Below are 25,040 nucleotides of genomic sequence, written 5' to 3'. Positions count from 1 at the left end.
CGTATTCGCGACGCGTGCAACGCGCGAGGGCCGGGCTCATGCCCGCCGCCCTCGCGCCGTTGCCCGCGCGCACGCCATTCCCCTGACCGACCTGAGAGACAAAGCACCATGCCGAAATTCGCCGCCAATCTAACGATGCTGTTCAACGAAGTGCCGTTCCTCGACCGTTTCGCGGCAGCGGCCAGCGCGGGCTTTCATGCCGTTGAATTCCTGTTTCCGTATCCGTACGCGATCGCCGATCTCGACGAGCAGTTGCAGCGCCACCGGCTGAAGCTGGTGCTGCACAACCTGCCCGCGGGCAACTGGGAAGCGGGCGAGCGCGGCATCGCGTGTCTGCCGGATCGCGTCGCCGAGTTTCAGGATGGCGTCGGCCGCGCGATCGAATACGCGAGCGCGTTGAAGGTGCCGCAACTGAACTGCCTCGTCGGCATTCCGGGCGCGAACGTCGACGCCGACACCGCGCGCGCGACGATCGTCGACAACCTGCGCTTTGCCGCGGGCGAGCTGAAGAAGGCCGGCATCAAGCTGCTGGTCGAGCCGTGCAACTCGTACGACATTCCGGGCTTCGCGCTGAACCGCTCGCGCGACGGGCTCGACGTGATTCGCGCGGTCGGCTCGGACAATCTGTTCCTGCAATACGACATCTATCACATGCAGCGGATGGAAGGCGAACTCGCGGCGACGATCGAAAAGAACCTGCCGCAGATCGCGCACATCCAGCTCGCCGATAACCCGGGCCGGCACGAACCGGGCACCGGCGAAATCAACTATCCGTATCTGTTCGCGCTGCTCGATTCGCTCGGCTACGACGGCTACGTCGGCTGCGAATACAAGCCGCGCACGACGACCGAGGCTGGACTCGGCTGGGTGCAGAGCGTGGCGGGACAGCGGCGCGGCGCCGCGCATGCGGCGGCTTGATCCGGCGCCTCCCGCCGCCCCGCGCTTCATACCCGACACTCACCCATAACTCCTGGAGATTCACACACATGGCAAAGATCGGTTTCATCGGCCTCGGCATCATGGGCGCGCACATGGCGCGCAACCTCATCAAGGGCGGCCACTCGCTGTTCGTGAACGGCGCGTACCCGGTGCCGGACGACATCGCGAAGACCGCGAGCGTCGTCGCCAGTTCGACCGCGGTCGCGCAGGCGGCCGACATCGTCATCATCATGGTGCCGGACACGCCCGACGTCGCCAACGTGCTGTTCGCCGACGACGGCGTCGCCGCCGGTCTCACGAAGGGCAAGCTCGTGATCGACATGAGCTCGATCTCGCCGCTCGACACGCAGGCCTTCGCGAAGAAGATCAACGCGCTCGGCGTCGACTATCTCGATGCGCCGGTATCCGGCGGCGAAATCGGCGCGCGCGAAGCGTCGCTGACGATCATGGTCGGCGGTCCGGAACAGGCCTTCGCGCAGGCGAAGCCGCTCTTCGAGCTGATGGGCAAGAACATCTCGCTGATCGGCGACAACGGCGCGGGCCAGACCTGCAAGGTCGCGAACCAGATCATCGTCGCGCTGAACATCGAAGCGGTGGCCGAGGCGTTGCTGTTCGCGTCGCGCTCGGGCGCCGACCCGGAACGCGTGCGTCGCGCGCTGATGGGCGGCTTCGCGTCGTCGCGGATTCTCGAAGTGCACGGCGAGCGCATGACGAAGCGCACGTTCGATCCGGGCTTCCGTATCGAGCTGCATCAGAAGGACCTGAATCTCGCCCTCGACGGCGCGCGCAAGCTCGGCATCGCGCTGCCGCATACCGCGAGCGCGCAGCAGCTGTTCAGTGTCTGCGTGGCCAACGGCGGCAAGGCGTGGGATCACTCGGCAATGGTGCGCGCGCTGGAAATCATGGCGAACCATGAGGTCGCGCAGGCGCCGGGCGGTAAGGAAGCGAAGGCGGCTTGAGGTCCTGACGGTCGAGCTTGCGATGATTGCGGCTTCAGCGTGAGCCGCGTCACGGCAAGCACAGGTGGGGCGCCCGTTCGTCGCGCGGAGGATTGCGCGGCGCAACGGGCAAATCGTGCCGCTCTGGGCTGAGAGCGGCAAGTGGGGTCCGCAGCGGCACCCGGCGGCGCCGGGGAAGCCTTGGTCGGTCAGACGTCGTCGTCGGGTGTCCGGCTGTCGGATTCGTTTTGTCTTGCTTTGCTGGTTTCCCCTGCTTACCCGAAATCAGTACGTATCGAATACTTTCTGCAACGCAGCCGCGCCCGTCACCCCGGCCGCGAGCGCGAGCATCAGCAGCACCCGCGCCTTGTACGGATTCAGCGAACCCGCGCTGACGAACCCCAGCGCGTCGTCGGCCGCCGCGCCGTTGCGCATCAGATGCCCCGAACCCACGCGCGACGAACGCACCACCGCGACGCCGCGCGACGCGGCCTCGGCGAGCGCCTGTTGCAGCGACTGATGAATCGACCCGTTACCCGTCCCCGCGACGACGATGCCGCGCACGCCGGCCGCAACGAGCGCATCGACGGCGATGCGCGACACGCCCGCATAACTCGCGACGACTTCCACATGCGGCCACGCGGCATCGATCGAGAATTCGCTCGCGAGCGTATGCGGTCGAACCACACCGCGCTGGAATTCGACCCGGCCGTCCTGCACCCAGCCGAGCGCGCCGATCTCCGGCGACTGGAACGCATCGACCGCATAGGTGCTGGTCTTCACGACGTCGCGCGCGCTATGGACGCGGTTGTTGAAAGCGACCAGCACGCCCTGCCCGCGCGCGGCCCCATGTGCAGCCGCATGGGCCGCCACCGTCACCGCGTTCAGCAGGTTCAACGGACCGTCGGCCGACAGCGCCGACGCCGGGCGCATCGCCGCCGTCAGCACGACCGGCTTGTCCGACTTGACGGTCAGATGCAGCAGGTAGGCGGTTTCTTCGAGCGTGTCGGTGCCGTGCGTGACGACCACGCCGTCGACGTCATCGGTCGCGAGCAGCGTATTGATGCGTTGCGCGAGCGTGGTCCACAGCGGCAGCGCCATGTCCTTGCTGTCGATGCTGGCGACCTGCTCGGGCGCGATCCGCGCCACCGTCGATAACGCAGGGACCGCCGAGAGCAACTGGTCGACGCCGACGACGCCCGCCTGGTAGCCGGACGTGTCGGCCGCATCGGCGGCCGCGCCGGCGATCGTGCCGCCGGTCGCGAGCACGGCGATGCGCGGCAGCGCCGGCCTCGCGTTCTGGTTCTGGCCGGAAGGATTCGGAAGAGAAGAAGAGGTATTCATGGCGGCGATTGTAAGCGATGCACGACGCGCCGCCATGCGTGAAAACGCGCCCGCGGATTCACCCCGCGGGCGCGCAAAATTCAGGCGAAGGCTCGAGGTTCAAGCCGCGGGTTCAAGCCACCGGTTCAAGCCGCCTCGCGCAATTGCGCCGCGATATCGGCCTCGCTCAACTGCGGCGCGAACATCTCGATCAGCCGGTACGCGTACGCGCGCAGGAACGCACCACGGCGCAAGCCGACACGCGTCGTGCTCGCCTCGAACAGATGCTGCGTATCGAGCGCGACGAGTTCGGTGTCGCGCTTCGGATCGTAGGCCATCGCCGCCACCACGCCGATGCCCATGCCGAGCTCGACGTAAGTCTTGATCACGTCGGCATCGATCGCGGTCAGCACGACGTCGGGCAACGCCCCCGCCTTCGCGAACGCCTGGTCGATATGCGAGCGGCCCGTGAAGTCCTGATCGTAGGTGACGATCGGAAATTCGGCGATCTCGTCGAGCGTCAGATTCGAACGGCCCACGAGCGGGTGATCCTTCGGCACGACCACGACGTGATGCCACGAATAGCACGGGAACGTGACAATGTCGGGGAAACGGTCGAGCGCTTCGGTCGAGATACCGATGTCCGCCTCGCCGTTGATGATCATCTGCGCGATCTGCTGCGGGCTGCCCTGGCGCAGCGCCAGATGCACTTTCGGGAACACCGTGGTGAATTGCCGGACCACCTTCGGCAGCGCGTAGCGCGCCTGCGTGTGGGTGGTCGCGACGACCAGATGGCCGCTGTCCTGATCCGCGTACTGGCGCGCGACGCGGCGCAGATTCTCCGCGTCGAGCAGCATCCGCTCGATCAACTGGTGCACGGCCTTGCCCGGCTCGGTGAGACCCGTCAGCCGTTTGCCGCGGCGAATGAAAATGTCGACGCCGAGTTCGTCCTCGAGGTCCTTGATCTGCTTCGACACGCCCGACTGCGACGTATACAGCACGTTCGCGACTTCGGTCAGGTTCATGTTCTGCCGCACGGCTTCGCGCACGAAGCGCAATTGCTGGAAATTCATCGTTCTGTCTCCGGTTTCGCCAGAGTTGAGTTATTGAAGCCGTCGGGTCCGGCTGGAATGTCGATATCGCGACGGGCGGCTCGGGATGCCGCCCGCGTCCGTCATGGCGCCGGGAACACGCGCAACGCGCGCGGCACCGCGGTCACGCCGTCGCCGACCGCGAGTCGCAGATCGCGCCACGTCTCGCGATCGAGCTCGGCTTCGAGCAGATGGCCCTCGCGGCCTGCGAGTTCGACGCGCACCGAGCCGCCGAGCGTCACGACGCGCCGCACGTCGACGACGATGCCCTCGCGATGCCCGGCGGCCTGCGGATACAACTGCAGATCGTGCGGCCGCACATAGGCGAACGCCGGGCCGCTGAAGCCCGCGGTAAACGCCACCGGCAGCGCGGCGCCGTCGACGACGAAGCCGCCGGCATCGACGTTGCCGTGCAGCCGGTTCGCCGCGCCGAGAAACTCGTAGACGAACGGCGTCTGCGGATGGTCGTACACGTCCTGCGGACTGCCCACCTGCTCCACGTGGCCGCGATTCAATACGACGATGCGGTCGGCCACTTCGAGCGCTTCTTCCTGATCGTGCGTGACGAAGATCGTCGAGATATGCAGGTCGTCATGCAGACGCCGCAGCCAGCTACGCAATTCCTTGCGCACCTTCGCGTCGAGCGCGCCGAACGGTTCGTCGAGCAGCAGCACCTTCGGCTCGACGGCGAGCGCGCGAGCCAGCGCGATGCGCTGCCGCTGACCGCCCGACAGCTCCGACGGATAGCGCTGCGCGAGCCAGTCGAGCTGCACGAGCTTCAGCAGTTCATGCACCTTCTCGCGGATCACCGCGTCGGACGGCCGCTCCTTGTGCGGCTTCACGCGCAGGCCGAACGCGACGTTCTCGAACACCGTCATATGACGGAACAGCGCGTAATGCTGGAACACGAAGCCCACTTCGCGTTCGCGCGCGCCGACCGACGCGACGTCCTGGCCTTGCAGCTCGACCTGACCGCCGTCCGCGTATTCGAGGCCGGCGATCACGCGCAGCAACGTCGTCTTGCCGCAGCCCGACGGCCCGAGCAGCGCGACCAGCTCGCCCGGCGGAAAGTCGAGCGACACGTTGTCGAGCGCGACGAAGTCGCCGAAGCGCTTGTGCAGGTTACGAACGGTGATACCCATTTACAGCTCTCCTTGCTTGAGCGGGTGTCGCTGCGACGCAGGCGTGGCGTTGACGAAAAACGAGTGTGACGCGGATTGCGTCGTGACGGACCGGGAAGCGCCCGCTTGCGAAGCGCCTGCCGGCAGCGCCGGCCCCGCATACGCGGGCACCTCGCGGGCGGCCGACAGTTCCGCCGACATATGGCGCTCGGCCAGCAGCTTCAGCCCGAGCGTCACGAGCGCGAGCAGCGCCAACAGCGACGCCACCGCGAACGCGGCCGAGAAGTTGTATTCGTTGTAGAGAATTTCGACGTGCAGCGGCATCGTGTCGGTCTGGCCGCGAATATGTCCCGACACCACCGACACCGCGCCGAACTCGCCCATCGCGCGCGCATTGCACAGAATCACGCCGTACAGCAGGCCCCATTTGACGTTGGGCAGCGTGACGCGGCGGAAAATCTGCCAGCCGGACGCGCCGAGCACGTGCGCGGCTTCCTCTTCGTCGTTGCCTTGCGCCTGCATCAGCGGAATCAGCTCGCGCGCGACGAACGGGAACGTGACGAAGATCGTCGCGAGCACGATGCCCGGCACCGCGAAAATGATCTGCACGTTGTGATCCTGAAGCCACGGGCCGAACCAGCCCTGCGCGCCGAACATCAGCACGTAGATCAGACCGGAGATCACCGGCGACACCGAGAACGGCAGATCGATCAGCGTGGTCAGCAGCGCCTTGCCGCGAAATTCGAACTTCGCGATACACCACGACGCCACGAGACCGAACACGAGATTCAGCGGCACCGCGATCGCGGCGGTGATCAGCGTCAGTTTGATCGCCGACAGCGCGTCCGGATCGGCGAGCGCTTCGAAATAAAAACGCAGCCCTTTGTTCAGCGCCTGATAGAACACCGCGACGAGCGGCACCACCAGAAACAGCGCGAGAAACAGCAGCGCGACGCCGGTCAGCAGCCAGCGCACGGCGGGCTGTTCGCTGACCGGATCGGGGCGGCGCGTGGCGTTCGGCCGGGTCGCGGCGCGGCTCATTGCGCACCTCCGGGCACCGCGACATGCGTTGCCGCGAGCGGCGCCGGTCCCGCGCTGCCGCGGCTCGTGCGCCGTTGCAGATACCACTGCAGCGTATTGATCAACAGCAGCATCACGAACGACACGACCAGCATCACGACCGCGAGCGCCGTCGCGCCCGCGTAGTCGTACTGTTCGAGCTTCGTAATGATCAGCAGCGACGTGATTTCCGATTTCATCGGCACGTTGCCGGCGATAAAGATCACCGAGCCATATTCGCCGAGCGCGCGCGCGAACGCGAGCGCAAAACCCGTCAGCAGCGCCGGAAACACGGCCGGCAGCACGACGCGGCGGAACGTGAGCCAGCGCGATGCGCCGAGGCACGCGGCGGCCTCCTCCTGCTCGCGTTCGAACTCCTCGAGCACCGGCTGCACCGTGCGCACGACGAACGGCAAACCGATGAAGGTCAGCGCGACCAGCACGCCCGCCGGCGTAAACGCGATCCTGATGCCGAGCGGTTCGAGAAACTGGCCGATCCAGCCGTTGCCCGCATACACGGCCGCGAGCGAAATGCCGGCCACCGAGGTCGGCAGCGCGAACGGCAGATCGACCACCGCGTCGACGATGCGCTTGAACGGAAACGTGTAGCGCACCAGCACCCACGCGACGAGAAAGCCGAACACCGCGTTGATCAGCGCGCCGCCGAGTGCCGAGAAGAACGTCAGCCGATACGACGCGAGCACGCGTGGCGAGCTCACCGCGCGCACGAACTGCGCCCAGTCGAGCGTGGCGGTCTTCAGAAAGGTCGCCGCCAACGGAATCAGCACCACGAGGCTCAGATAAGCCACCGTGATGCCGAGTGTCAGGCCAAAGCCGGGCAACGCGCTCGGCTTGCGGAAGGTCAACGTGGTCATGCTGGATACCCGTTCATGGTTGAGGCTCGCGCGATTGTCGTGTTGCTGTGTGTTGCTCTGTGTTGTTGTCGTACTGCCGGCCGCCGGTGTCCCGTTAGCCGAAAGCGCGCCCATTGGGCGCGCCGTTTTACCTCTGCCCGTAGTGCAGGCCGCGGTTCTTACTGCGGCTGGTAGATCGAATCGAATACCCCGCCGTCCGCGAAATGCGTCTTCTGCGCGTTGGCCCAGCCGCCGAACGAATCGTCGATCGTGTACAGCTTCAGCTTCGGAAACTTCGCGGTCAGCTCGGCCGGCACCTTGTTCGAGCGCGGACGATAGAAGTTACGCGCGGCGATCTCCTGCCCCTCTTCGCTATAGAGGAAATTCAGATACGCCTCGGCGAGCTTGCGCGTGCCGTGTTTGTCGACCACCTTGTCGACCACCGCGACCGGCGGCTCGGCGAGAATGCTCACCGACGGCACGACGATCTCGAACTTGTCCGCGCCGAACTCCTTCTGCGACAGGAACGCCTCGTTCTCCCACGCGATCAGCACGTCGCCGATGCCGCGTTGCACGAAGCTCGTGGTCGCGCCGCGCGCGCCCGAGTCGAGCACGCCGGCGTTCCTGTAGAGCTTGCCGACGAACTCCTTCGCCTTCTGCGCATTGCCGCCCGGCTGATGCTCGGCGTAGGCCCACGCGGCCAGATAGTTCCAGCGCGCGCCACCGGAGGTCTTCGGATTCGGCGTCACGATCGATACGCCCGGCTTCACCAGATCGTCCCAATCCCTGATGTGTTTCGGATTGCCCTTGCGCACGAGGAACACGATCGTCGACGTGTACGGCGCGGCGTTGTCGGGCAGGCGCTTCTGCCAGTCCTTGTCGACGAGGCCCTTGTTCGCGAGCGCGTCGATGTCGTAGGCGAGCGCGAGCGTCACGACGTCGGCCTGCAGGCCATCGAGCACCGAACGCGCCTGCGCGCCCGAGCCGCCGTGCGACTGCTTGAAGGTGACCGTCTCGCCGGTCTTCGCCTTCCACTCCTTGCCGAATGCCTGATTGATGTCCTGGTACAGCTCGCGCGTCGGATCGTAGGAAACGTTCAGCAGCGTCGTGTCGGCGTGCGCCGCGCCGCTCGCGCCGAACAGGCCGAGCGCGCCCGCCGCGCCGACGGCGAACGCCGCGATGAGTTTCTTCGTCCGTGCCGCGAGCCCCGTATGCCGATGGTTCATGTCAACTTTTCTCCGCGTGATGATCCGCTGATGAGCGTCTGTGTTGTTTTGCGTCGCGGTCACGTGCACATGAGCGCCAAGCCGGAGGCCAGTCTATCGAAGCGCCTTCATCATTAAAAATAATGTTTCTTCATTTTTTAATACGCAAAAGTGGTAACGGCAGACGTGTCGGATGTTGCGGCGCCGAAACGGCTGCGATGACGTCCCTGAGCAACGCTGCGGCGTCCCGGTCGCGACGAACTTAAAGTAAAGCTTGAATTGAGCGGAATACTGTATAAAAATACAGTCACCTGTTCATACATACAGTGGCCATGACAAAACTCACCGCACGACAGCAGCAGGTTTTCGATCTGATCCGCCGCGCAATCGAGCGCACCGGTTTTCCGCCCACCCGCGCGGAAATTGCCGCCGAACTCGGCTTCAGCTCGGCCAATTCCGCGGAAGAGCATCTGCGTGCGCTGGCTCGCAAGGGCGTGATCGAACTCGCGGCCGGCGCGTCGCGCGGCATTCGCCTGCTGAGCGGTCAGGACGACGCGCCGCACCAGTTCACGCTGCCGCATGCAAGCCTGATGCAGCTGTCGCTGCCGCTGATCGGCCGGGTCGCGGCGGGCAGCCCGATCCTCGCGCAGGAACATATCTCGCAGCACTACGCGTGCGACCCCGCGCTGTTCTCGAGCAAGCCCGACTACCTGCTGAAGGTGCGCGGCCTGTCGATGCGCGACGCGGGCATTCTCGACGGCGATCTGCTCGCGGTGCAAAAGCGCAGCGAGGCGAAAGATGGCCAGATCATCATCGCGCGGCTCGGCGACGACGTCACGGTCAAGCGCCTGAAGCGCCGGCCGAACGGTATCGAGCTCATTGCCGAAAACCCCGATTACGACAACATCTTCGTGGAAACCGGCAGCGCGGATTTCGCGCTCGAAGGTGTCGCCGTCGGGCTGATCCGCCCGGGCGAGTTCTGATCCTCAGCGCTATCCCCCGAACCGCCCGCGCCGGTTTGTCCAACCGAAGCCGCATTCACGTCGCATCGCCTGGAGAGATTCATGGAACGCCTTGCCCGCCTGCTGCCTTTTCGCCAGTTCGGCCGTCTGCGCCATCTGCGCAAGCTCACGCCCTGTTCATTGACCGAAGCGCCCGCGGCACACACGCTGTCGCTGTTCGACGAGCCTGCGGAAACCACGGGGCTGCCGTCGTCGTTGCCGGCATTTGCACGCGTATCGCTGAACGCGGGTCTGAACATCGCTGAACCGGCGCGGCGTGCGCCGGTGCGGGTCTACCACGGACCGTCGCGGTTGATTATGGTCGGCACGCTCGACGCGGTATGCCGTATGATCGATCGTTGCATAGCCGACGAAGCCAACGTGCACGGCGCGGTGTTCGAAGCCTGAGCGAATTCCGGGCAAAGTTCTGATGCCCGCCTATTCATGTTGTATGGGATCGTTTCGACCTCGCCGTGGTCCACGTTAGATCACAACCGACCGGGGGGTCCCATTCGATGAAAGTTCAGAAACGCATGGCGCGGCGCATTCCGAAACGCATCCAGGGCAGCGCCACCCGGCCGCTGCTTATCACGCTGATCGTGGTCATCGTAATTGCCGCGCTGGGATTTGTTTATGCGTCGCCGTATATCGCGGTGAACAATCTCAAACGCGCGGCAGATGCGCGAGACGCGCAAACGGTCAATCAATACGTGGACTTTCCCGCGCTGCGCGATAGTCTCAAGCAGCAGGTGGCCGACATGCTGACGCGTCGGCTCGAAGCGGACAGCGGCAGCAAGATGGCCACCATCGGCGCGGTGATCGGCGTGACGCTGATCGGCCCGCTTGTCGATGCCTATGCGACACCAGACGGCGTTGCCGCCTTGCTGAACGGCATGCCGCCACGCGGCACGCCGGGCGAGCAGCCCGAGGCCCCGCCCGCCACCTCAGACACGGAAGCCCCCACGGCGCCGGCTGCGAATTCAGCGCCACCTGCCCGGCAAAGCACGGCCGGCTATCGCAGCCTCAACGAATTTGTCGTCACGTTCTGGCGTGGCGAAGGCAACGCGAATTACTCGGCGATCTTCCGGCGCGAAGGTCTGATTACGTGGAAGCTCGCCGCGATCAATCTGAACGAGTGAAGGGACAGTTGGGCGTGAAGGATGCGTGGCTGCCCCTCGACGGTCAGCCACGCCGACAGACAGGCACTCGATGTGTTGCAGCGAACCTGATGCACGCAGCGAACCGCGCGCATCAGGTGTCAACCGTCATGTCGATGCGTTACGCCTTCGTTTGAAATACACCTTCCGCTACGCCGCAGCCGCCTGCTGCTGTTCCTGCGCGGACGAGCAGGCCACCAGAATGCTGCACGAAATCCGGTCGAGCAGCGGCGTGTTGCCCGCCCCCATCCACCAGCGCGACAAACCGGTCCGGCAACGATGGCCGACCACCACGAGATCGACCTGCAGTTCATTGGCGAGGTTGGCGATTTCGTCGATCGGATGGCCGAAAGCAAAATGCCCTTGCGCATTCACGCCGCGCTCGGTCAGCCAGTTCACCCCTTCCTGCAGAATCTCGCGGGCGGTTTTTTCGAAACTGCCACAAGCCACGTCGGTCAGCAGGCCCGCGCTTTGCGCAATACTCGAACGCATGTCGACGACCGACAGCAGATGCGTTTCCGCCTTCAGATCCAACGCCAGATCGGCTCCGCAACGCAGCGCCTTGCGGCCTTCGCGCGAGCCGTCGTAGCACAACAGGATTTTCTGGTAGCTCGCCATAGTTTTCTCCGTTCGCGCGGGAAGCGCGGTCTGAATCAATCATGGTGCGCCGCAATTCGACTTGCAAGAGATGGAAAACGCTAAGTGCGGAGTCGGTGCAGGCTGATTCAACCTGCACAGGCATTGGGCAAAATCAGCCGCCTGCGCACACGGATGCGGCAGTGCAAAACATCGTCCTGGAACGCTGCCCCCGCCCTCGATGTTCCGCTGCCCCAAGCGTCGCACGCATTACGCGTTCCCGGACGTGCGCTCGCATCTGTGGCCGATACCCTAGAATAAGCAGCTTGCGCGGCCATGACGCCGTGCAGCCGTATCGCGTGCCTTATGCGTATTCTTCCGGAGCCTCGATCGATCCATGCCTGCCGCCCCCATCGAATTCCACCAGGTCAGGAAAAGCTACAGCGAAAAAACGGTCGTCGACGGTTTGTCATTCCATGTGAACGCCGGCGAATGCTTTGGTCTGCTCGGTCCCAACGGCGCGGGCAAAACTACGACGCTGCGCATGCTGCTCGGCATCGCGTCTCCGGACGCCGGCACGATCCGTCTGTGCGGCGAATCGATACCGGGCCGCGCACGCGTCGCGCGGGCACGCGTCGGCGTGGTGCCGCAGTTCGACAACCTCGATCCCGATTTCACGGTGCGCGAAAACCTGCTCGTGTTCGGCCGCTACTTCGGCCTGAGCGCCGCGCAATGCCGCGCGGCGGTGCCCGGTCTGCTCGAGTTCGCGCGCCTCGAAAGCAAGGCGGACGCACGCGTGGGCGAGTTGTCGGGCGGCATGAAGCGGCGCCTCACGCTCGCGCGCGCACTGGTCAACGATCCCGACGTGCTGATCATGGACGAGCCGACCACCGGGCTCGATCCGCAGGCACGCCATCTGATCTGGGAACGGCTACGCTCGCTGCTCGCGCGCGGCAAAACGATTCTGCTGACCACGCATTTCATGGAAGAGGCCGAGCGGCTCTGCCATCGGCTGTGCGTGATCGAGGAAGGACGCAAGATCGCCGAGGGCGCGCCGAACGAGCTGATCGCATCCGAAATCGGCTGCGACGTGATCGAGATCTATGGCCCCGATCCGTTTGCATTGCGCGACGAACTCGCGCCGCTCGTCGAGCGAAGCGAGATCAGCGGCGAGACACTGTTCTGCTATGTGAACGACGCGCAGCCCGTGCATGCGCGGCTCAAGCAGCGCGCCGGTCTGCGCTATCTGCATCGACCGGCGAATCTCGAGGATGTATTTCTGCGGCTGACCGGCCGTGAGATGCAGGACTGACCGCGGGCACGGGAACACGCATCGAGCCGGGAAATAGCTGAAAGACCCACGAGACAACAATGGACGCACGCACCTACGAAACCCACGACGGCACGCCGTCGGCACAGGAACCGTTTGCCGCCTTCCCCGCCAACGCGGTCAACTGGATTGCGGTGTGGCGCCGCAACTATCTGGTGTGGAAGAAGCTCGCGATCGCGTCGATGTTCGGCAACCTCGCCGATCCGATGATCTATCTGTTCGGCCTCGGATTCGGTCTCGGGCTGATGGTCGGGCACGTCGACGGTGTCTCGTACATCTCGTTTCTCGCGGCGGGCACGGTGGCGTCGAGCGTGATGATGTCGGCGAGTTTCGAGTCGATGTATTCGGGCTTTTCGCGCATGCACGTGCAGCGCACGTGGGAAGCGATCATGCATACCCCGCTTACGCTCGGCGACATCGTGCTCGGCGAGGTGATATGGGCGGCCAGCAAGTCGGTCTTGTCGGGCGCGGCGATCATGCTGGTGGCCGGCGCGCTCGGCTACGCGAATTTTCCGTCGATGCTGCTCGGGTTGCCGATCATCGTGCTGGCGGGTCTCGCGTTCGCGAGCCTCGCGATGGTCGTGACGGCGCTCGCGCCGTCGTACGACTTTTTCATGTTTTATCAGACGCTCGTACTCACGCCGATGCTGCTGCTTTCGGGCGTGTTCTTTCCTGCGTCGCAACTGCCCGCCACCGCGCAGGTCGCGACCGCGCTGCTGCCGCTCGCGCATGCGGTCGATCTGATGCGCCCGGTCATGCTCGGGCGGCCGCTCGATCATCTGCTGTTGCACGTGGGCGTGCTGGTTGCTTATGCGGTGGGCGGCTTCATCGTCTCGGCGATCCTGTTTCGCCGCAGGATGATGAAATAGGCCGAAGCGTCACACGCAAATCGCCGCAGGACAGCCACGACATAGCCGCGTGCGGGGCGCATCCTAGATGCGTCCCGCGCCAAACGGCGCTGCGTCGGTTCCTGCGATCAATCGTCGTCGTCAATCCTCGTCATCGGTCCAGGGAATCTCGACATCGGAGATGAACGCGACCGTCGCGAACGGGCCGCCCTCATGGCGCCCGATCTTGCCATCGGCGCGTTGCCACTCGACCCGGAATACGGTGCCCGGATCGTCCGCGATCAGCCGCACGGTGCGCACTTCATCCGGATCGGTATCCTCGACGGGACCATCGAGCGAAATCAGCAGCGCCTGCGGCCACAGTCCGTCGGCGGGATCGTAAATCTTGTCGCCATCGTGAATCAGCGTAAAGGCTTCCACGCCGATGGTCGCCGATGCATCGACGATCATTTTGGCGAGCGCACGCAACAACGCGGTCGCTCGCGCCGAGTTTGCCTGACGGATCGCCAGATCGCCGCGCGTAAGTGCCTGCTCGAGTTTTGGATTGGTTTTCTGTTGCGCCATTGTTGATGTCCTGGTCCTATCGCTCTGGTGTTGGCGGGCACGCCATCGGAATGACGCGCCACGCTTCTTTTTCTCGGTGAACCCTGCCGCTGGCGGGCATTGCAGCCACCCGGGCCGGGCCGCGCGAGCGCGGTTGTACTCTCATTGTTCCGCCGTTTTTCGTGATCGTTGTACGCGTGTTGCCGGGACGGTCATCCCCCACAGTGTAGGTCGTGATTCGGGTTCCGGGAGCACATTTGGCCCGTTGACGGTGTTGCTCGCCACTCTATTACGCATAGTTACGCATCGCGGTTGCGTGTCTTTCGAGCTTTGCCTTTCCGGCAACGCAAGCTTCGAAACACGATCATTGTGGCAAAAATGACGGGCTTCTAGAATCGTCCGCAGCGACATCCATCGAGATGGCATCGCATGACGGGCCAATACCGGCCGGCGCATCGGACACGCAAGCCGCTTGCGACCTCGTTCAAGCCATCGCCCCTCGAGCCCATCCCCGCATTGGAGGCACCCATGAGCCGCACCCAGGCGATCGACCACGCCACCCGGCATTTCGAATCCGGCGCCTTTCTCGCCGACCTGAACCGGCGCGTCGGTTTTCGCACCGAAAGCCAGGAAAGCGATCGCGGCGCACTGCTGCTGTCCTATCTGACCGACGAAATCACGCCGGAAGCGGAGCGCCTCGGCTTTAGCACGCGCATCGTCGACAACCCGGTGAACGGCTTCGGCCCGTTCCTGATCGCGAACCGCCATGAAGGCGAGCATCTGCCGACCGTGCTGATCTACGGTCACGGCGACGTCGTGCGCGGCTATGACAGCCAGTGGCGCGCGCCGCTCACGCCGTGGGCCGTGACGGTCGAAGGCGAGCGCTGGTTCGGCCGCGGCACCGCCGACAACAAGGGCCAGCACACGATCAACCTCGCCGCGCTCGCGAGCGTGCTCGCCGCGCGCGGCGGCAAGCTCGGCTTCAACACGAAGCTGCTGATCGAGATGGGCGAGGAAACCGGCTCGCCGGGGCTCGACGCAATCTGCCGCGCGCATCGCGACGAACTCGCCGCCGACGTGCTGATCGCCTCCGACGGCCCGCGGCTCGCCGCGCGCCGCCCGACCGTGTTCCTCGGCTCGCGCGGCGTCGTCAATTTCAGGCTGTCGTTGAACCTGCGCGACGGCGCGCATCATTCGGGCAACTGGGGCGGCCTGTTGCGCAACCCGGCGACGGTGCTCGCGAACGCGCTCGCGAGTCTCGTCGATGCGCGCGGCGCGATCGCGGTCGACGGTCTGCGTCCGCCGCCGATTCCCGAGGCCGTGCGCCGGGCGCTCGCCGACATCGTGGTCGGCGGCGGCCCGGGCGACCCCACCGTCGACGATAACTGGGGCGAGCCGGGTCTCACCGCGCCCGAGCGCGTATTCGGCTGGAACAGCTTCGAGGTGCTGGCCTTGAAGGCAGGCAATCCCGACAACCCGGTCAATGCGATTCCGCCGTCGGCGTTCGCGTATTGCCAGTTGCGCTTCGTCGTCGGCACCGATTGGGAAAACCTCGGCAAGTATCTGCGCGCGCATCTCGATGCTCATGGCTTTCAGCTCGTCGAGGTCGAGGTCGAACGCGGCGCGCCGGCCACGCGTCTGGACCCCGAGGATCCATGGGTCAAGTGGGCGATCGCGTCGCTCGAACAGACCACCGGCAAGAAGACCGCGGTGTTGCCGAATCTCGGCGGCACGCTGCCCAACGAGGTGTTTGCCGATACGCTCGGTCTGCCGACGATCTGGGTGCCGCATTCGTACCCGGCGTGTTCGCAGCACGCGCCGAACGAGCACCTGCTCGGCCCGGTCGTGCGCGAGGGGTTGCAGATGATGGCGGGATTGTTCTGGGATCTCGGCGAGAATTCGCCGTATGGGTCGGCAAAGCGGACGGCGAGTCCGCCGGATGCGGCGAAGGCCGTGGGCTGAATCGGGGCGGTGCCGCTTCCGGGGCGCGCGGGGCAGGCAGCCGCCCCGGCGCGAGCGCCGAGGCCACCTTCGATGGATCTCTCCAGCTTCACCCGAGCCCGTCACTCATACCTTCGCTTACGCACCCAGGCGGGCCAACTCACGGCGCCGGATTCGGCTGCAACTCGTGCAGCGCGTCGATCTCCGCCAGCACTTCCGGCGACAGCTTCACCTGCGCGCTCGCGATGTTTTCCTGTAACTGATCGAGCGATGTCGCGCCGATCAGATTGCTGGTGACGAATGGCCGGCTGTTGACGAACGCGAGCGCGAATTGCGCGGGCGACAGACCGTGACGCTTCGCGAGTTCGACATAACGCGTGGTCGCCTCCAAGGCCCGCGGCTTGCTATAGCGAGCGAAGCGTTCGAACAGCGTGATGCGAGCGCCGGCCGGACGCGCGCCGCCTTCGTACTTGCCCGACAGCCAGCCGAACGCGAGCGGCGAATACGCGAGCAGACCGACATTGTCGCGATGCGCGTATTCGGATAGACCCGCTTCATACGTGCGGTTCAACAGACTATACGGATTCTGGATGCTGACGATGCGCGGCAGGCCGAGCTTTTCCGCCGCGCGCAGGAACTGCGCGACGCCCCACGGCGTTTCGTTCGACACACCGACATGGCGCACCTTGCCCGCCTTCACGAATTCGGCGAGCACCGTGAGTGTTTCCTCGATCGGCACCGTGTAGGCGTCGTCGACCCACGGATACGAGTTGCGGCCGAACGTCATCGTGCTGCGATCCGGCCAGTGCAGTTGATACAGATCGACGTAGTCGGTCTGCAGACGCTCGAGGCTGCCGTTGAGCGCCTCCGTCAGATTCTTGCGGTCGAACTGGTTGCCCTCGCCGCGGATATGACGTGGATTGTGCGGCTGACGCGCCGGTCCGGCGATCTTCGTGGCGAGCACGATCTTCTCGCGCGCGCTCCCGTGCCGCGCGAGCCACGTGCCGATGTAGCGCTCGGTGGCGCCTTGCGTTTCCGCGCGCGGCGGCACAGGATACATTTCGGCGGTGTCGATCAGATTGACGCCGTGATCGAGCGCGTAGTCGATCTGCGCGTGCGCTTCCTGCTCGGTGTTCTGCTCGCCCCACGTCATGGTGCCGAGACCAATCAGGCTAACCTGCACGTCGGAGCCGCCGAGTCTGCGGTATTCCATCTAACTTGTCCTGTCGAATAGGTGAAGGAGAGCGCAGACGTTACCATGCCGGCGTAATGCCTGCAGCGGCGCTGGAAGGCGATGCTCCGGCGGTATCGCATTGCCCGTGTTTCGCGCCGGACACGATCCGCAAGACGCTGCGGAACAGGCTTCAAAACAGACTCCGAAACAGGCTTCGATTTTCCCGCCATGAATCCCGAACAACTCGAACTGCTGGTTACGCGCGTGATGCCCTACGGGAAATATAAAGGCCGCTTGATTGCCGACCTGCCCGGTCACTATCTAAACTGGTTTGCGAGCCAGGGCTTTCCGCCCGGCGAGATCGGCCGTCTGCTCGCGTTGATGCAGGAGATCGATCACAACGGTCTGAGGCCGCTGCTCGAGCCGTTACGCAAACCGCGTTGAGATCGTCGGGCGTCGTTCTGAAAGCCGCGCGAAGCGCTGCAAAGCCGGATGAAAGTTGCGACGCAGGCAAGCTGCAAGCAATGTAGGCTCGTACAAATTTATACAGTCTTTTTCTTGCGCGTCGCGAGCGCGTGGACTTTAATCCGCATAGGTCGCCGCGTTGTGAAACGGATCGTTCGCTGCTCTCTTCCGATCGATGCGTGCCGGCGCCGCACGAATTTCCGCCTCCGTAATTGCTCCGCCTGTCCATGCCTCAATTCAATCTGACTGCCCTGCTTGAATTTATCGGCCACGATCTGTCGCCGGTGCGCGCGGTCATCCTGTTCTTTGTGATCGGCTATGTGCTGGTCGGACTGCCTGTGCATTTCCGCCAGGGTGCAGTATCGCGCGACATCTGGGGCACCGCCGCCGGCGTGACGATGGCCGCGCTCTACGGGGCGTTCATCGTCGGCGTGTACCCGTTGCTGCATCACGCGGCTGTTCTCGCGCGTTGAATCCACCTATTGATTCGACATCGATGCCGCGTCGATGCCGCCTCGACCATCCAGGCGCGTTTCATCCTGGCGCGATGTCTTCGCCGACCGTGGTGGCCAGTGCCGGCCCGAGCGCGCTCAATAACGGCTCGAGCAATTCCGGACGCGGCTGCCAGCGCCGTATCGACGTCCGGTAAAGCGGACGGCGCACCTGCGCCGAACTGGCCGTGCTCACGCGCCGCGCCGTCTGGTGAAACGCGAGACAGCGTTCGTCCCATTCGAGCCCGCAATGCGCGAGCATGCGGCGCACGTTGGCCTCGAAATCGTCGACCAGTTCCTCATACTCGATCTCGATCATCACGCCCTCGGGCAGCACGCGTCGCCAGTGCGCCATCAACGTATCGTAAGCGCGGTAATAGCGGCCCAGCTCGCCGAGGTCGTAGCCGAACGGCACGTCGTGAAAAAGCCGCGAGAAAATCGACAGACAGGTCTGCAGCGGCGAGCGGCGGCTATGGATAAAGCGCGCATTCGGCAACGCCAGATGAATCAGGCCGAGATTGATGAAATTGAACGGGTATTTGTCGGTAAAACGCGCTGCCTGTACGTCGATTTCCTCCAGCACACGCCGCATCCGCCGCAGATAATCGATGCCGAGCGCGCTCCATTGCGCCGCGCCCGCTTCCCGCAACGCCTCGAGATCGATCCGCAACGGATCGCCGGCCTCGCGGCGAATACATCCGACGATCGCTTCACCGAACTCGGTGCGCTCACCCGCGCCGAAGACCCGCGGATGACTCGCGAGAATCTGCTCGATCAGCGTCGAACCGGACCGCGGCATGCCGACGATAAAAATCGGTGCCGCCGACGGATCGCCGAGACCGCGCGCGGCCGCGAGCGTGTCCGCACTGAACAGCGCCGGCAAACGCGCGAACAGACCCAGCGATTCTGCTTCGTCGTAGCGCATGCCGGCGCGGTACAGCGCATTACCTTTGAGCAGATGATCGAACGACGCATCGTGGCGGCCCACGCCGGAAAGCGCCGCGCCATACGCGAAGTGCAGTTCCGCCTGATCGGCCCGACCGAGCGAAGCGGCGTCGCCGGCGAGCCGCTCCAGTTGCGCGAACACGGGATCGTCGGCGGTCAGACGTTTCGTCTGCACGAAGTTGCGGTAATACAGCGGCACGCGCGGCGCGCCGTCGATCGCGCGCCGGTATGCGTCGTGCGCCTCGTCGAAACGGCCGAGCGCCTGCAGGCAGTTGCCCATGTTGTTGCTCGAGCCGTCGGCGTGCGGATTGAGGCGCGCCGCTTCGCGATACGCCTGCACCGCCGCCTCGAGCCGATGCATCTGCTCGAGCGTCCAGCCGAGTCCATGATGCGAATCCGCATTGTCGGGATTGCGCGCAATCGCTTCGCGATAACGGACTTCGGCTTCGGCAAAACGGTTCAGCGCGGCCAGCGTCGCGGCAACGCGCTCGTAGTGGATGGGGTCGGCGGGCTCGAGCGCGCACGCGGCTTCGAAACATTGCAGCGCGGCGTCGAGGTCGCCGCGCGCGATGCAGGCGTCGCCTTCGACGCGCCATTGCTCGGCGGTGACCGGCTGGGGATCGTGCTTCATTGACGGCCGTGGAAGGCTGGATGTGCGAGTACGCGCCGGGCGGCCTCGCGGGCGAGTACGTTCCTTGCGTCCAGCTTCAGCGCATTCGGCGCGAAGAGCCGGGCAGGCACGGACACCGGTCCGGATTCAAAGGCAATTTGTCTGAAATTGTCTGAACGGAAATTAGCAGCCGTGCCCTTCAATTCTGTTTCGGATCGTTAACCAACTGTTACCGCGCAGCCGTCTGGTAAGACGTGGGAAGATTGCGCGGGAAGGTTGAGCGTCGCGGCCTTCGATTGCCTTGCGGGAATCGCCGCCGCGCGCCGTCCGGCTCAGGCGGTAATGCGCGGACACAAATACCGCTGAACTCCGCTCTCCGCATTTTTTCTGATACTTATGCGAAGGAGACAATCGTGAGCAAGTTCATTGCGTCGATGGCGCTGCTGGCGGCGGCAGCGAGCCTCACCGGGTGCGCGGTCGCGCCGCCCGTGGGATACGACTATAGCTACGCGCAGCCCTACTATCCGTACGTGTATGGACCACCCTATGGGCCGGTGTACGGCACGGTCGGAATCTGGGGCGGCTTTGGCGGCCCGTGCTGCTATTACCACGGCGGTCACGGCTACTGGCATGGCGGTCATGGCGGCGGCTGGCACGGTGGTCATGGCGGATGGCACGGCGGCGGATATGGCGGCATGCATGGCGGCGGAAGTTCGTGGAGCAGCGGCGGCGGGATGGGGGGACATGGGCATTGAGGCGGCGGGGGCAGCCCGGCGCACCGTCGCGCTTACCGCGGCGGCATACCCCCTAGCGCTTTCCGGCCTTGCGGTAAAATTACGGTTTTGATTCAAGCCGTCCGGCCGTCCCATGTCCGCACCTCACACTCCCAGCCCACGCCGCGTTTCCGTCGCGCCGATGATGGACTGGACTGATCGTCATTGCCGCTCGCTGCACCGGATGATTTCGCGCCATACGTGGCTTTACACGGAAATGGTGACGACCGGTGCACTGCTGCATGGCGATGTGCCGCGTCACCTCGCTTTTACGCCCGATGAAGCACCGGTCGCGCTGCAACTCGGCGGCAGCGAGCCCGACGACCTTGCGCGTTCGGCGAAACTCGGCGAGCAGTGGGGTTATGACGAAATCAATCTGAACTGCGGCTGCCCGTCCGAGCGGGTGCAGCGCGGCGCATTCGGCGCATGTCTGATGAACGAGCCGCAACTCGTCGCCGATTGCGTGAAGGCGATGCGCGACGCGGTATCCGTGCCGGTGACGGTCAAGCACCGCATCGGCGTCGATGCGGTCGAGGAATACGGTTTCGTGCGCGATTTCGTCGGCACGATCGCCGATGCCGGCTGCAATGTCTTCATCGTTCACGCGCGCAACGCCATCCTGAAGGGTTTGAGCCCGAAGGAAAACCGCGAGATTCCGCCGCTCAAATACGATTACGCGTACCTGCTGAAGCGCGATTTCCCACACCTGGAAATCATCATCAACGGCGGCATCAAGACGCTCGACGAAGTAGAGAGGCACCTCCAGCACGTCGACGGTGTGATGCTCGGGCGCGAGGCTTATCACAATCCGTACGTGCTCGCCGACGTCGACGCGCGCTTCTACGGCTCGACCGCGACGCCGCTGACGCGCGAGCAGGTCGAAGCCACATTGATTGCGTATTGCGCCACCGAAATGGCGCGCGGCACCTATCTCGGCGCGATCACGCGACATGCGTTGGGTCTGTATCGTGGCGAAGCGGGCGCGCGTGGCTGGCGTCGCGTTCTGTCCGACAGCAAGCGGCTCGCCGCGCGCGATCTCGCTATTTTCGACGAAGCAAGACAGCATCTGCGCGAGCCGGTCGGAATTTCTGAATAAAGGGCTAGGCAAACCCGATTCTTGTTCGTATAATCTCGTTTCTTCGTCGGCGAGACAGGTTTTTCAAGCAAGTCAAGCGGATGTTAGTGGTGGCTGTAGCTCAGTTGGTAGAGTCCAGGATTGTGATTCCTGTCGTCGTGGGTTCGAGTCCCATCAGCCACCCCAGAGAAATTCAGGCAAAAGCCCAGTCCGTGTGACTGGGCTTTTTGCTTTCTGGAGTTCGTGCAGGCATTTGCCGTCAACGCGATGTGGTTTGAATGGTTGCTGCCTGGCTGCCTGGCTGGTTGGCTAAAGACTCGCCAAGCCCGGTCGCAGTCCGTCGCCGGTTGCACCGGTACTCCAATCATGGCGCGCATCTTCCCAAAAGTCATTCGGGTGAGGAAATGCGTGCGGTAGGTCACATATGGTTCTTTACATTCGATCTTTGGGTGCCCGTCTTTAATGGGTAGATTGTCGTAAGAAAGGCGACTACCTATTTAACGGAGAGCCATCATGCCGGTCGTCGGAGGAGTGGAAAAGAAAAATCGTCTGATTTCCTGGTTGACAGCTTGGGGCGGTGCCGCCTCATTGGTGATTTCGATTGGAACAGGTGTTTATACCTTTTACACGAACGAAATCAGGAAGCCAGCGGAGGAACGGTTATTGTCGTTCCAGACCCACATATCGAGTATTAACGCAGTAAACCAGGAAACTCAGGCAAAGGTACTGGCTACCACGGATCCCGCGCAGAAAATGGCGCTCATAAACGCTGCTAATAACCAGAAATACATCCTGGTAAATGAAGCAGAGCGAATCTTTTCGGAAATCAGTGATAAAAGCGAGATTAATCCGTACGACCTTTATGTGCTTGCCAGTGAGAACTCACAAATGGGCAGGTTCGACACAATGGATAAGTACATCGCATTAGCCGACCAGAACGCGAAGAATAGTGGGGATCCCGTGACTATTGCCGCGGTAATGGTTTGGAAAGGTAAGGCGGTGCTGGCAAGGATGGGGCCGTCAGGAATCGAAAAGGCGCGGAGTTATTTTGATCAGGCGCCAGCGGAGTTGGAACTGAGCAAAACTCCAGACATACATTTCCGGCTTGCCAGCTTGTACGGAGACATGGCGCTCATTGAAGCAGGAGTTGGCGATTGCGACAAGTCGAGACAAGACAAGAAAAAGTTTGACGACGAAATTGCTTTTGACCCACGCAATCCGGGGCATCAGAACCTGGCTCAGGTTACGCAAGGAATGCTCGCATCGCAGCAACGGTGTCCAATGCTGTGATCATTCGCTGAAGGCGAGCCGGACAGGAGCGGGACGCACCCCAAAAGGATTCAAAGCAGCAGAGTTTGCAAACGGCGTTGCGAGAAATCACAACGCCGTTTTTCTTTTGACGGGTCGTTTTACCTTATGCAGTTCTGATGCCCTTCCTTCTCTCTGCAAACTCATTCCGATCATCGCCCTTATTCCTCACCAATAGTTTGGTCAACAGGGCCAGACCACCGTCAAGCCGCGTTACACAGGGCTTTAACCGATTGTTTCCTTCCGGGGAACAGTAATTTCAGATTATCGGCACAAATTTTCGATAGTAGGGGTATACACTGCCTTCCATCGACGTTGCAGACACCTCCCCGGCTCCTGCGACGCCTCCCCTGAAATGCAGTCGAAACGTTATCGGAGTCCTACCATGAAGACCAAGTTCATCGCCGCCCTGCTGGTTGCCGCTTCTGCCTCGATCGCCGCTCCCGCTTTCGCAAGCGGCTATGGCCCGGCACCGTTCTATCGTCCGTCGGTTGGCGCGCCCGCTTCGCAACAAGGCCAGAGCGCACAGACGGTTGCTGCCGAGCAAGCCGGCAATGAATCGAATGCATATGGTGGCGTGAAGAGCGTGTCGTCGCAGTCGGGCACCCGCAGCGAACCCGTTTCGGGCCCGCAATCGGTGTTCTTCGGCCACTAAGCAGCTACTCAGCATCGTCGGATCCGCTGCCGCCAAAGGCAGCGATTAACGGGGCGCCGCGCATGCAGTATCGATGCCGGCGCCTCGTTGCGTTTACGGCTGTGTCTAACACGCGTTTTATCGAGCGTTTGCAGTTATTCCGCCGCGCCTGTTCCGTGTCGCTGATTAACTACTGCGCAAAACGAGTCCCTCTACGCCGCAAGCCCCGCATCGATCAATTCGCGAGCCGCTCGAAAGCCCGCCTCGGCCGCCGCATGCTCGGTAGACCACAAGCTGTCGATATGCACGAGTTGCCAGTCGACGACCGGTGAATCATTGCGCAACACCCGGAAATGCGCCTTGACGCCAGTTAGCACCTGTTCGACCGCGACCTCGATGTCGTAGTCGCCGTAGCGCTCCTGGTAATCGCCCATGTCGGGGCCCTTCGGCTCCATGCTCGCCTCCGTGGTATCGCTGATCGCAGGCAAGCAGCCACACCTGTCCGCACAGGGTCGCTACTGCTCACGACTCGCGTGCGACGTGCCGCTCCGCCATCCAGACCGCTGCCGTGCGCCGATCGGCGAATCGATCAGGACCAGTCGGGATCAACGGGATCAATCGCAATCGCCGGAAAGGTATTGCCGGCCGCTGCAGTTGATCTCGACCTCGCCGCTGCCCGCTTCGGCGACGAGACCGCTCGCCAGTAACTCCGCGATGACGGACTGTGCGAGTTCAGGCGCCGTCTGTCCGACGCCGACATCGTTCAGACGCCGCAACGCTTCGACTGCTTCGGGACTCAATGACTTCGACATGGTCGTCTCCGCCGGAATGCTCGATTCATCGTAGCAAGTTTCATCGACGGATGCAGGTACACGCTGGCCGCGAGCGTGCAATACGGATACGCAAGCTGGGAATTGGCGTTCGGAGCAGGCGTGGAATCGCACCTGACGCGGTACAGGAAGGAAAGCGGCAGCCGGAACACCGCATGCTACCGGCGAATTATCCGGACAGCCCCATGTCTACGCATGAAATACGGCGAAGCCGCAACGGCACGCGATATCGAAGGAGAACAGCATGAAGCCAGGTAGAGGGATAGCAAGCATCGGGACAGCAAGCATCGGGATAGCGAGCATCACGCTGGCGGCGACGCTTGCGAGCGGCGCGAGCGCTTTCGCACAAACGGCTCCCAGCGCGCCGCGGGACAGCCACTCCCCGATGGCGAGGCCCCCCGAAGCGGCGTCGGGCTCCGGCGGATCGAGCAATCCGGACAACATGCCGATCAAGCGTCCGGACAAGCCGACTCACGATCCGATGTCGCACGCGCCGCCCGCGAGCGCTGCGAACGCGAAGTAGCCGCGCGCGGCCTTCGCTTCAGGCAAGCCCGATCAGAGCCGCGCGATCGACACCTCGGTCGACTTCACGAGCGCGACCACTTCCGAGCCGACCTTCAGTTCGAGTTCGTCTACCGAGCGCGTCGTGATGACCGACGTGACGATGCCGAACGGCGTTTCCACATCGACTTCGGACACCACCGAGCCACGAATGATTTCCTTGATCTTGCCTTTGAACTGATTACGCACGTTGATGGCGGAAATACTCATTTGAGATAACTCCAGAAAAGCGTTTGAGGTTTGGTTTG

General features: G+C 63.6%; 28 protein-coding genes and 1 tRNA gene. 16 read left to right on the top strand and 13 right to left on the bottom strand.

Going from position 1 to position 25,040, the window contains the following annotated elements:
• Positions 1–108 precede the first annotated feature (108 nt).
• Positions 109–918 carry a 2-oxo-tetronate isomerase gene (gene otnI / locus QM685_RS13055; RefSeq protein WP_415116453.1) on the top strand — a complete coding sequence of 270 codons (810 nt, stop codon included), beginning with the start codon at positions 109–111 and terminating at the stop codon, positions 916–918.
• Positions 919–986: 68 nt separating this feature from the next.
• Positions 987–1,898: a 2-hydroxy-3-oxopropionate reductase gene (locus QM685_RS13050; RefSeq protein ID WP_415116451.1), complete on the top strand. Its 912-nt coding sequence runs from the start codon at positions 987–989 to the stop codon at positions 1,896–1,898.
• A 264-nt stretch (positions 1,899–2,162) separates the two neighbouring features.
• Here QM685_RS13050 and QM685_RS13045 read toward each other — a convergent pair whose 3' ends face one another.
• From QM685_RS13045 to QM685_RS13020, 6 genes are all read right to left on the bottom strand, one after another.
• The gene (locus tag QM685_RS13045; protein ID WP_415116449.1) at positions 2,163–3,221 is read right to left on the bottom strand and encodes an asparaginase; all 1,059 of its coding nucleotides are present in this window, start codon (positions 3,219–3,221) and stop codon (positions 2,163–2,165) included.
• 125 nt (positions 3,222–3,346) lie between these two features.
• Positions 3,347–4,273: a CysB family HTH-type transcriptional regulator gene (locus QM685_RS13040; protein WP_415116447.1), complete on the bottom strand. Its 927-nt coding sequence runs from the start codon at positions 4,271–4,273 to the stop codon at positions 3,347–3,349.
• Positions 4,274–4,374: 101 nt separating this feature from the next.
• Positions 4,375–5,433, bottom strand: coding sequence for a sulfate/molybdate ABC transporter ATP-binding protein (locus tag QM685_RS13035; RefSeq protein ID WP_415116445.1), 1,059 nt, complete (start codon positions 5,431–5,433; stop codon positions 4,375–4,377).
• Entirely contained in the window at positions 5,434–6,453 is a 1,020-nt protein-coding gene (gene cysW, locus QM685_RS13030) for a sulfate ABC transporter permease subunit CysW (protein WP_415116443.1), read from the bottom strand.
• Positions 6,450–7,346: a sulfate ABC transporter permease subunit CysT gene (gene cysT / locus QM685_RS13025; RefSeq protein ID WP_415116441.1), complete on the bottom strand. Its 897-nt coding sequence runs from the start codon at positions 7,344–7,346 to the stop codon at positions 6,450–6,452. Before cysT ends, cysW begins: the two co-directional genes overlap by 4 nt.
• A gap of 158 nt (positions 7,347–7,504) precedes the next feature.
• Positions 7,505–8,551: a sulfate ABC transporter substrate-binding protein gene (locus tag QM685_RS13020; protein ID WP_415116439.1), complete on the bottom strand. Its 1,047-nt coding sequence runs from the start codon at positions 8,549–8,551 to the stop codon at positions 7,505–7,507.
• Positions 8,552–8,862: 311 nt separating this feature from the next.
• Between QM685_RS13020 and lexA the strand changes: the two genes are divergently transcribed.
• The 3 genes from lexA to QM685_RS13005 all read left to right on the top strand — a co-directional run bounded on the left by lexA (position 8,863) and on the right by QM685_RS13005 (position 10,670).
• Positions 8,863–9,513: a transcriptional repressor LexA gene (gene lexA, locus QM685_RS13015; protein ID WP_415116437.1), complete on the top strand. Its 651-nt coding sequence runs from the start codon at positions 8,863–8,865 to the stop codon at positions 9,511–9,513.
• Between the two features lie 81 nt (positions 9,514–9,594).
• Positions 9,595–9,939, top strand: coding sequence for a hypothetical protein (locus tag QM685_RS13010; RefSeq protein WP_415116435.1), 345 nt, complete (start codon positions 9,595–9,597; stop codon positions 9,937–9,939).
• Between the two features lie 107 nt (positions 9,940–10,046).
• On the top strand, positions 10,047–10,670 hold the full coding sequence (locus QM685_RS13005; protein ID WP_415116433.1) for a DUF2939 domain-containing protein: 624 nt from the start codon (positions 10,047–10,049) through the stop codon (positions 10,668–10,670).
• 168 nt (positions 10,671–10,838) lie between these two features.
• Here the strand turns inward: QM685_RS13005 and QM685_RS13000 are convergent, their stop codons facing one another.
• Complete coding sequence (locus tag QM685_RS13000; protein WP_415116431.1) at positions 10,839–11,306, bottom strand: universal stress protein; 468 nt, start codon at positions 11,304–11,306, stop codon at positions 10,839–10,841.
• Positions 11,307–11,661: 355 nt separating this feature from the next.
• Here QM685_RS13000 and nodI point away from each other — a divergent pair, with 355 nt between their 5' ends.
• Positions 11,662–12,576: a nodulation factor ABC transporter ATP-binding protein NodI gene (nodI, locus tag QM685_RS12995; RefSeq protein ID WP_415116429.1), complete on the top strand. Its 915-nt coding sequence runs from the start codon at positions 11,662–11,664 to the stop codon at positions 12,574–12,576.
• A gap of 59 nt (positions 12,577–12,635) precedes the next feature.
• Complete coding sequence (locus tag QM685_RS12990) at positions 12,636–13,463, top strand: ABC transporter permease (protein WP_415116427.1); 828 nt, start codon at positions 12,636–12,638, stop codon at positions 13,461–13,463.
• Positions 13,464–13,583: 120 nt separating this feature from the next.
• Here QM685_RS12990 and QM685_RS12985 read toward each other — a convergent pair whose 3' ends face one another.
• Complete coding sequence (locus QM685_RS12985) at positions 13,584–14,006, bottom strand: hypothetical protein (RefSeq protein WP_415116425.1); 423 nt, start codon at positions 14,004–14,006, stop codon at positions 13,584–13,586.
• A gap of 507 nt (positions 14,007–14,513) precedes the next feature.
• On the opposite strand from QM685_RS12985, the gene QM685_RS12980 reads away from it, so the two are divergent.
• The gene (locus QM685_RS12980; protein ID WP_415116423.1) at positions 14,514–15,947 is read left to right on the top strand and encodes a M20 family metallopeptidase; all 1,434 of its coding nucleotides are present in this window, start codon (positions 14,514–14,516) and stop codon (positions 15,945–15,947) included.
• 139 nt (positions 15,948–16,086) lie between these two features.
• Here QM685_RS12980 and QM685_RS12975 read toward each other — a convergent pair whose 3' ends face one another.
• A complete protein-coding gene (locus QM685_RS12975) occupies positions 16,087–17,139 on the bottom strand; it encodes an NADP(H)-dependent aldo-keto reductase (RefSeq protein WP_415116421.1) in 1,053 nt (350 codons plus the stop codon).
• A 189-nt stretch (positions 17,140–17,328) separates the two neighbouring features.
• Between QM685_RS12975 and QM685_RS12970 the strand changes: the two genes are divergently transcribed.
• Together QM685_RS12970 and QM685_RS12965 are read left to right on the top strand one after the other, a co-directional pair.
• Positions 17,329–17,544, top strand: coding sequence for a DUF3820 family protein (locus tag QM685_RS12970; RefSeq protein WP_415116419.1), 216 nt, complete (start codon positions 17,329–17,331; stop codon positions 17,542–17,544).
• 248 nt (positions 17,545–17,792) lie between these two features.
• A complete protein-coding gene (locus QM685_RS12965) occupies positions 17,793–18,038 on the top strand; it encodes a hypothetical protein (RefSeq protein ID WP_415116417.1) in 246 nt (81 codons plus the stop codon).
• 61 nt (positions 18,039–18,099) lie between these two features.
• Here QM685_RS12965 and QM685_RS12960 read toward each other — a convergent pair whose 3' ends face one another.
• The gene (locus tag QM685_RS12960; RefSeq protein WP_415116415.1) at positions 18,100–19,632 is read right to left on the bottom strand and encodes a tetratricopeptide repeat-containing sulfotransferase family protein; all 1,533 of its coding nucleotides are present in this window, start codon (positions 19,630–19,632) and stop codon (positions 18,100–18,102) included.
• Positions 19,633–20,024: 392 nt separating this feature from the next.
• Here QM685_RS12960 and QM685_RS12955 point away from each other — a divergent pair, with 392 nt between their 5' ends.
• The 5 genes from QM685_RS12955 to QM685_RS12935 all read left to right on the top strand — a co-directional run bounded on the left by QM685_RS12955 (position 20,025) and on the right by QM685_RS12935 (position 23,422).
• Positions 20,025–20,366 (top strand): hypothetical protein, encoded by a 342-nt coding sequence (locus tag QM685_RS12955; RefSeq protein WP_415116413.1) that lies wholly within the window; start codon positions 20,025–20,027, stop codon positions 20,364–20,366.
• A gap of 112 nt (positions 20,367–20,478) precedes the next feature.
• Entirely contained in the window at positions 20,479–21,480 is a 1,002-nt protein-coding gene (dusA, locus tag QM685_RS12950; RefSeq protein WP_415116411.1) for a tRNA dihydrouridine(20/20a) synthase DusA, read from the top strand.
• Positions 21,481–21,569: 89 nt separating this feature from the next.
• Positions 21,570–21,645, top strand: a tRNA-His gene (locus tag QM685_RS12945).
• 327 nt (positions 21,646–21,972) lie between these two features.
• On the top strand, positions 21,973–22,749 hold the full coding sequence (locus tag QM685_RS12940) for a hypothetical protein (RefSeq protein WP_415116409.1): 777 nt from the start codon (positions 21,973–21,975) through the stop codon (positions 22,747–22,749).
• Between the two features lie 403 nt (positions 22,750–23,152).
• Positions 23,153–23,422 (top strand): hypothetical protein, encoded by a 270-nt coding sequence (locus QM685_RS12935; protein WP_415116407.1) that lies wholly within the window; start codon positions 23,153–23,155, stop codon positions 23,420–23,422.
• A gap of 191 nt (positions 23,423–23,613) precedes the next feature.
• Here the strand turns inward: QM685_RS12935 and QM685_RS12930 are convergent, their stop codons facing one another.
• Together QM685_RS12930 and QM685_RS12925 are read right to left on the bottom strand one after the other, a co-directional pair.
• Positions 23,614–23,856, bottom strand: coding sequence for a DUF6566 family protein (locus QM685_RS12930; protein WP_415116405.1), 243 nt, complete (start codon positions 23,854–23,856; stop codon positions 23,614–23,616).
• Positions 23,857–24,015: 159 nt separating this feature from the next.
• Entirely contained in the window at positions 24,016–24,213 is a 198-nt protein-coding gene (locus QM685_RS12925) for a hypothetical protein (RefSeq protein ID WP_415116403.1), read from the bottom strand.
• A 262-nt stretch (positions 24,214–24,475) separates the two neighbouring features.
• Between QM685_RS12925 and QM685_RS12920 the strand changes: the two genes are divergently transcribed.
• Entirely contained in the window at positions 24,476–24,754 is a 279-nt protein-coding gene (locus QM685_RS12920; RefSeq protein ID WP_415116401.1) for a hypothetical protein, read from the top strand.
• Positions 24,755–24,786: 32 nt separating this feature from the next.
• Here QM685_RS12920 and QM685_RS12915 read toward each other — a convergent pair whose 3' ends face one another.
• The gene (locus QM685_RS12915; RefSeq protein WP_074763818.1) at positions 24,787–25,002 is read right to left on the bottom strand and encodes a TOBE domain-containing protein; all 216 of its coding nucleotides are present in this window, start codon (positions 25,000–25,002) and stop codon (positions 24,787–24,789) included.
• Positions 25,003–25,040 lie beyond the last annotated feature (38 nt).

The sequence above is a fragment of the Paraburkholderia sp. genome, assembly GCF_047605525.1.
Lineage (GTDB): Bacteria > Pseudomonadota > Gammaproteobacteria > Burkholderiales > Burkholderiaceae > Paraburkholderia.
This window is presented reverse-complemented; position numbering and strand designations above follow the sequence as displayed.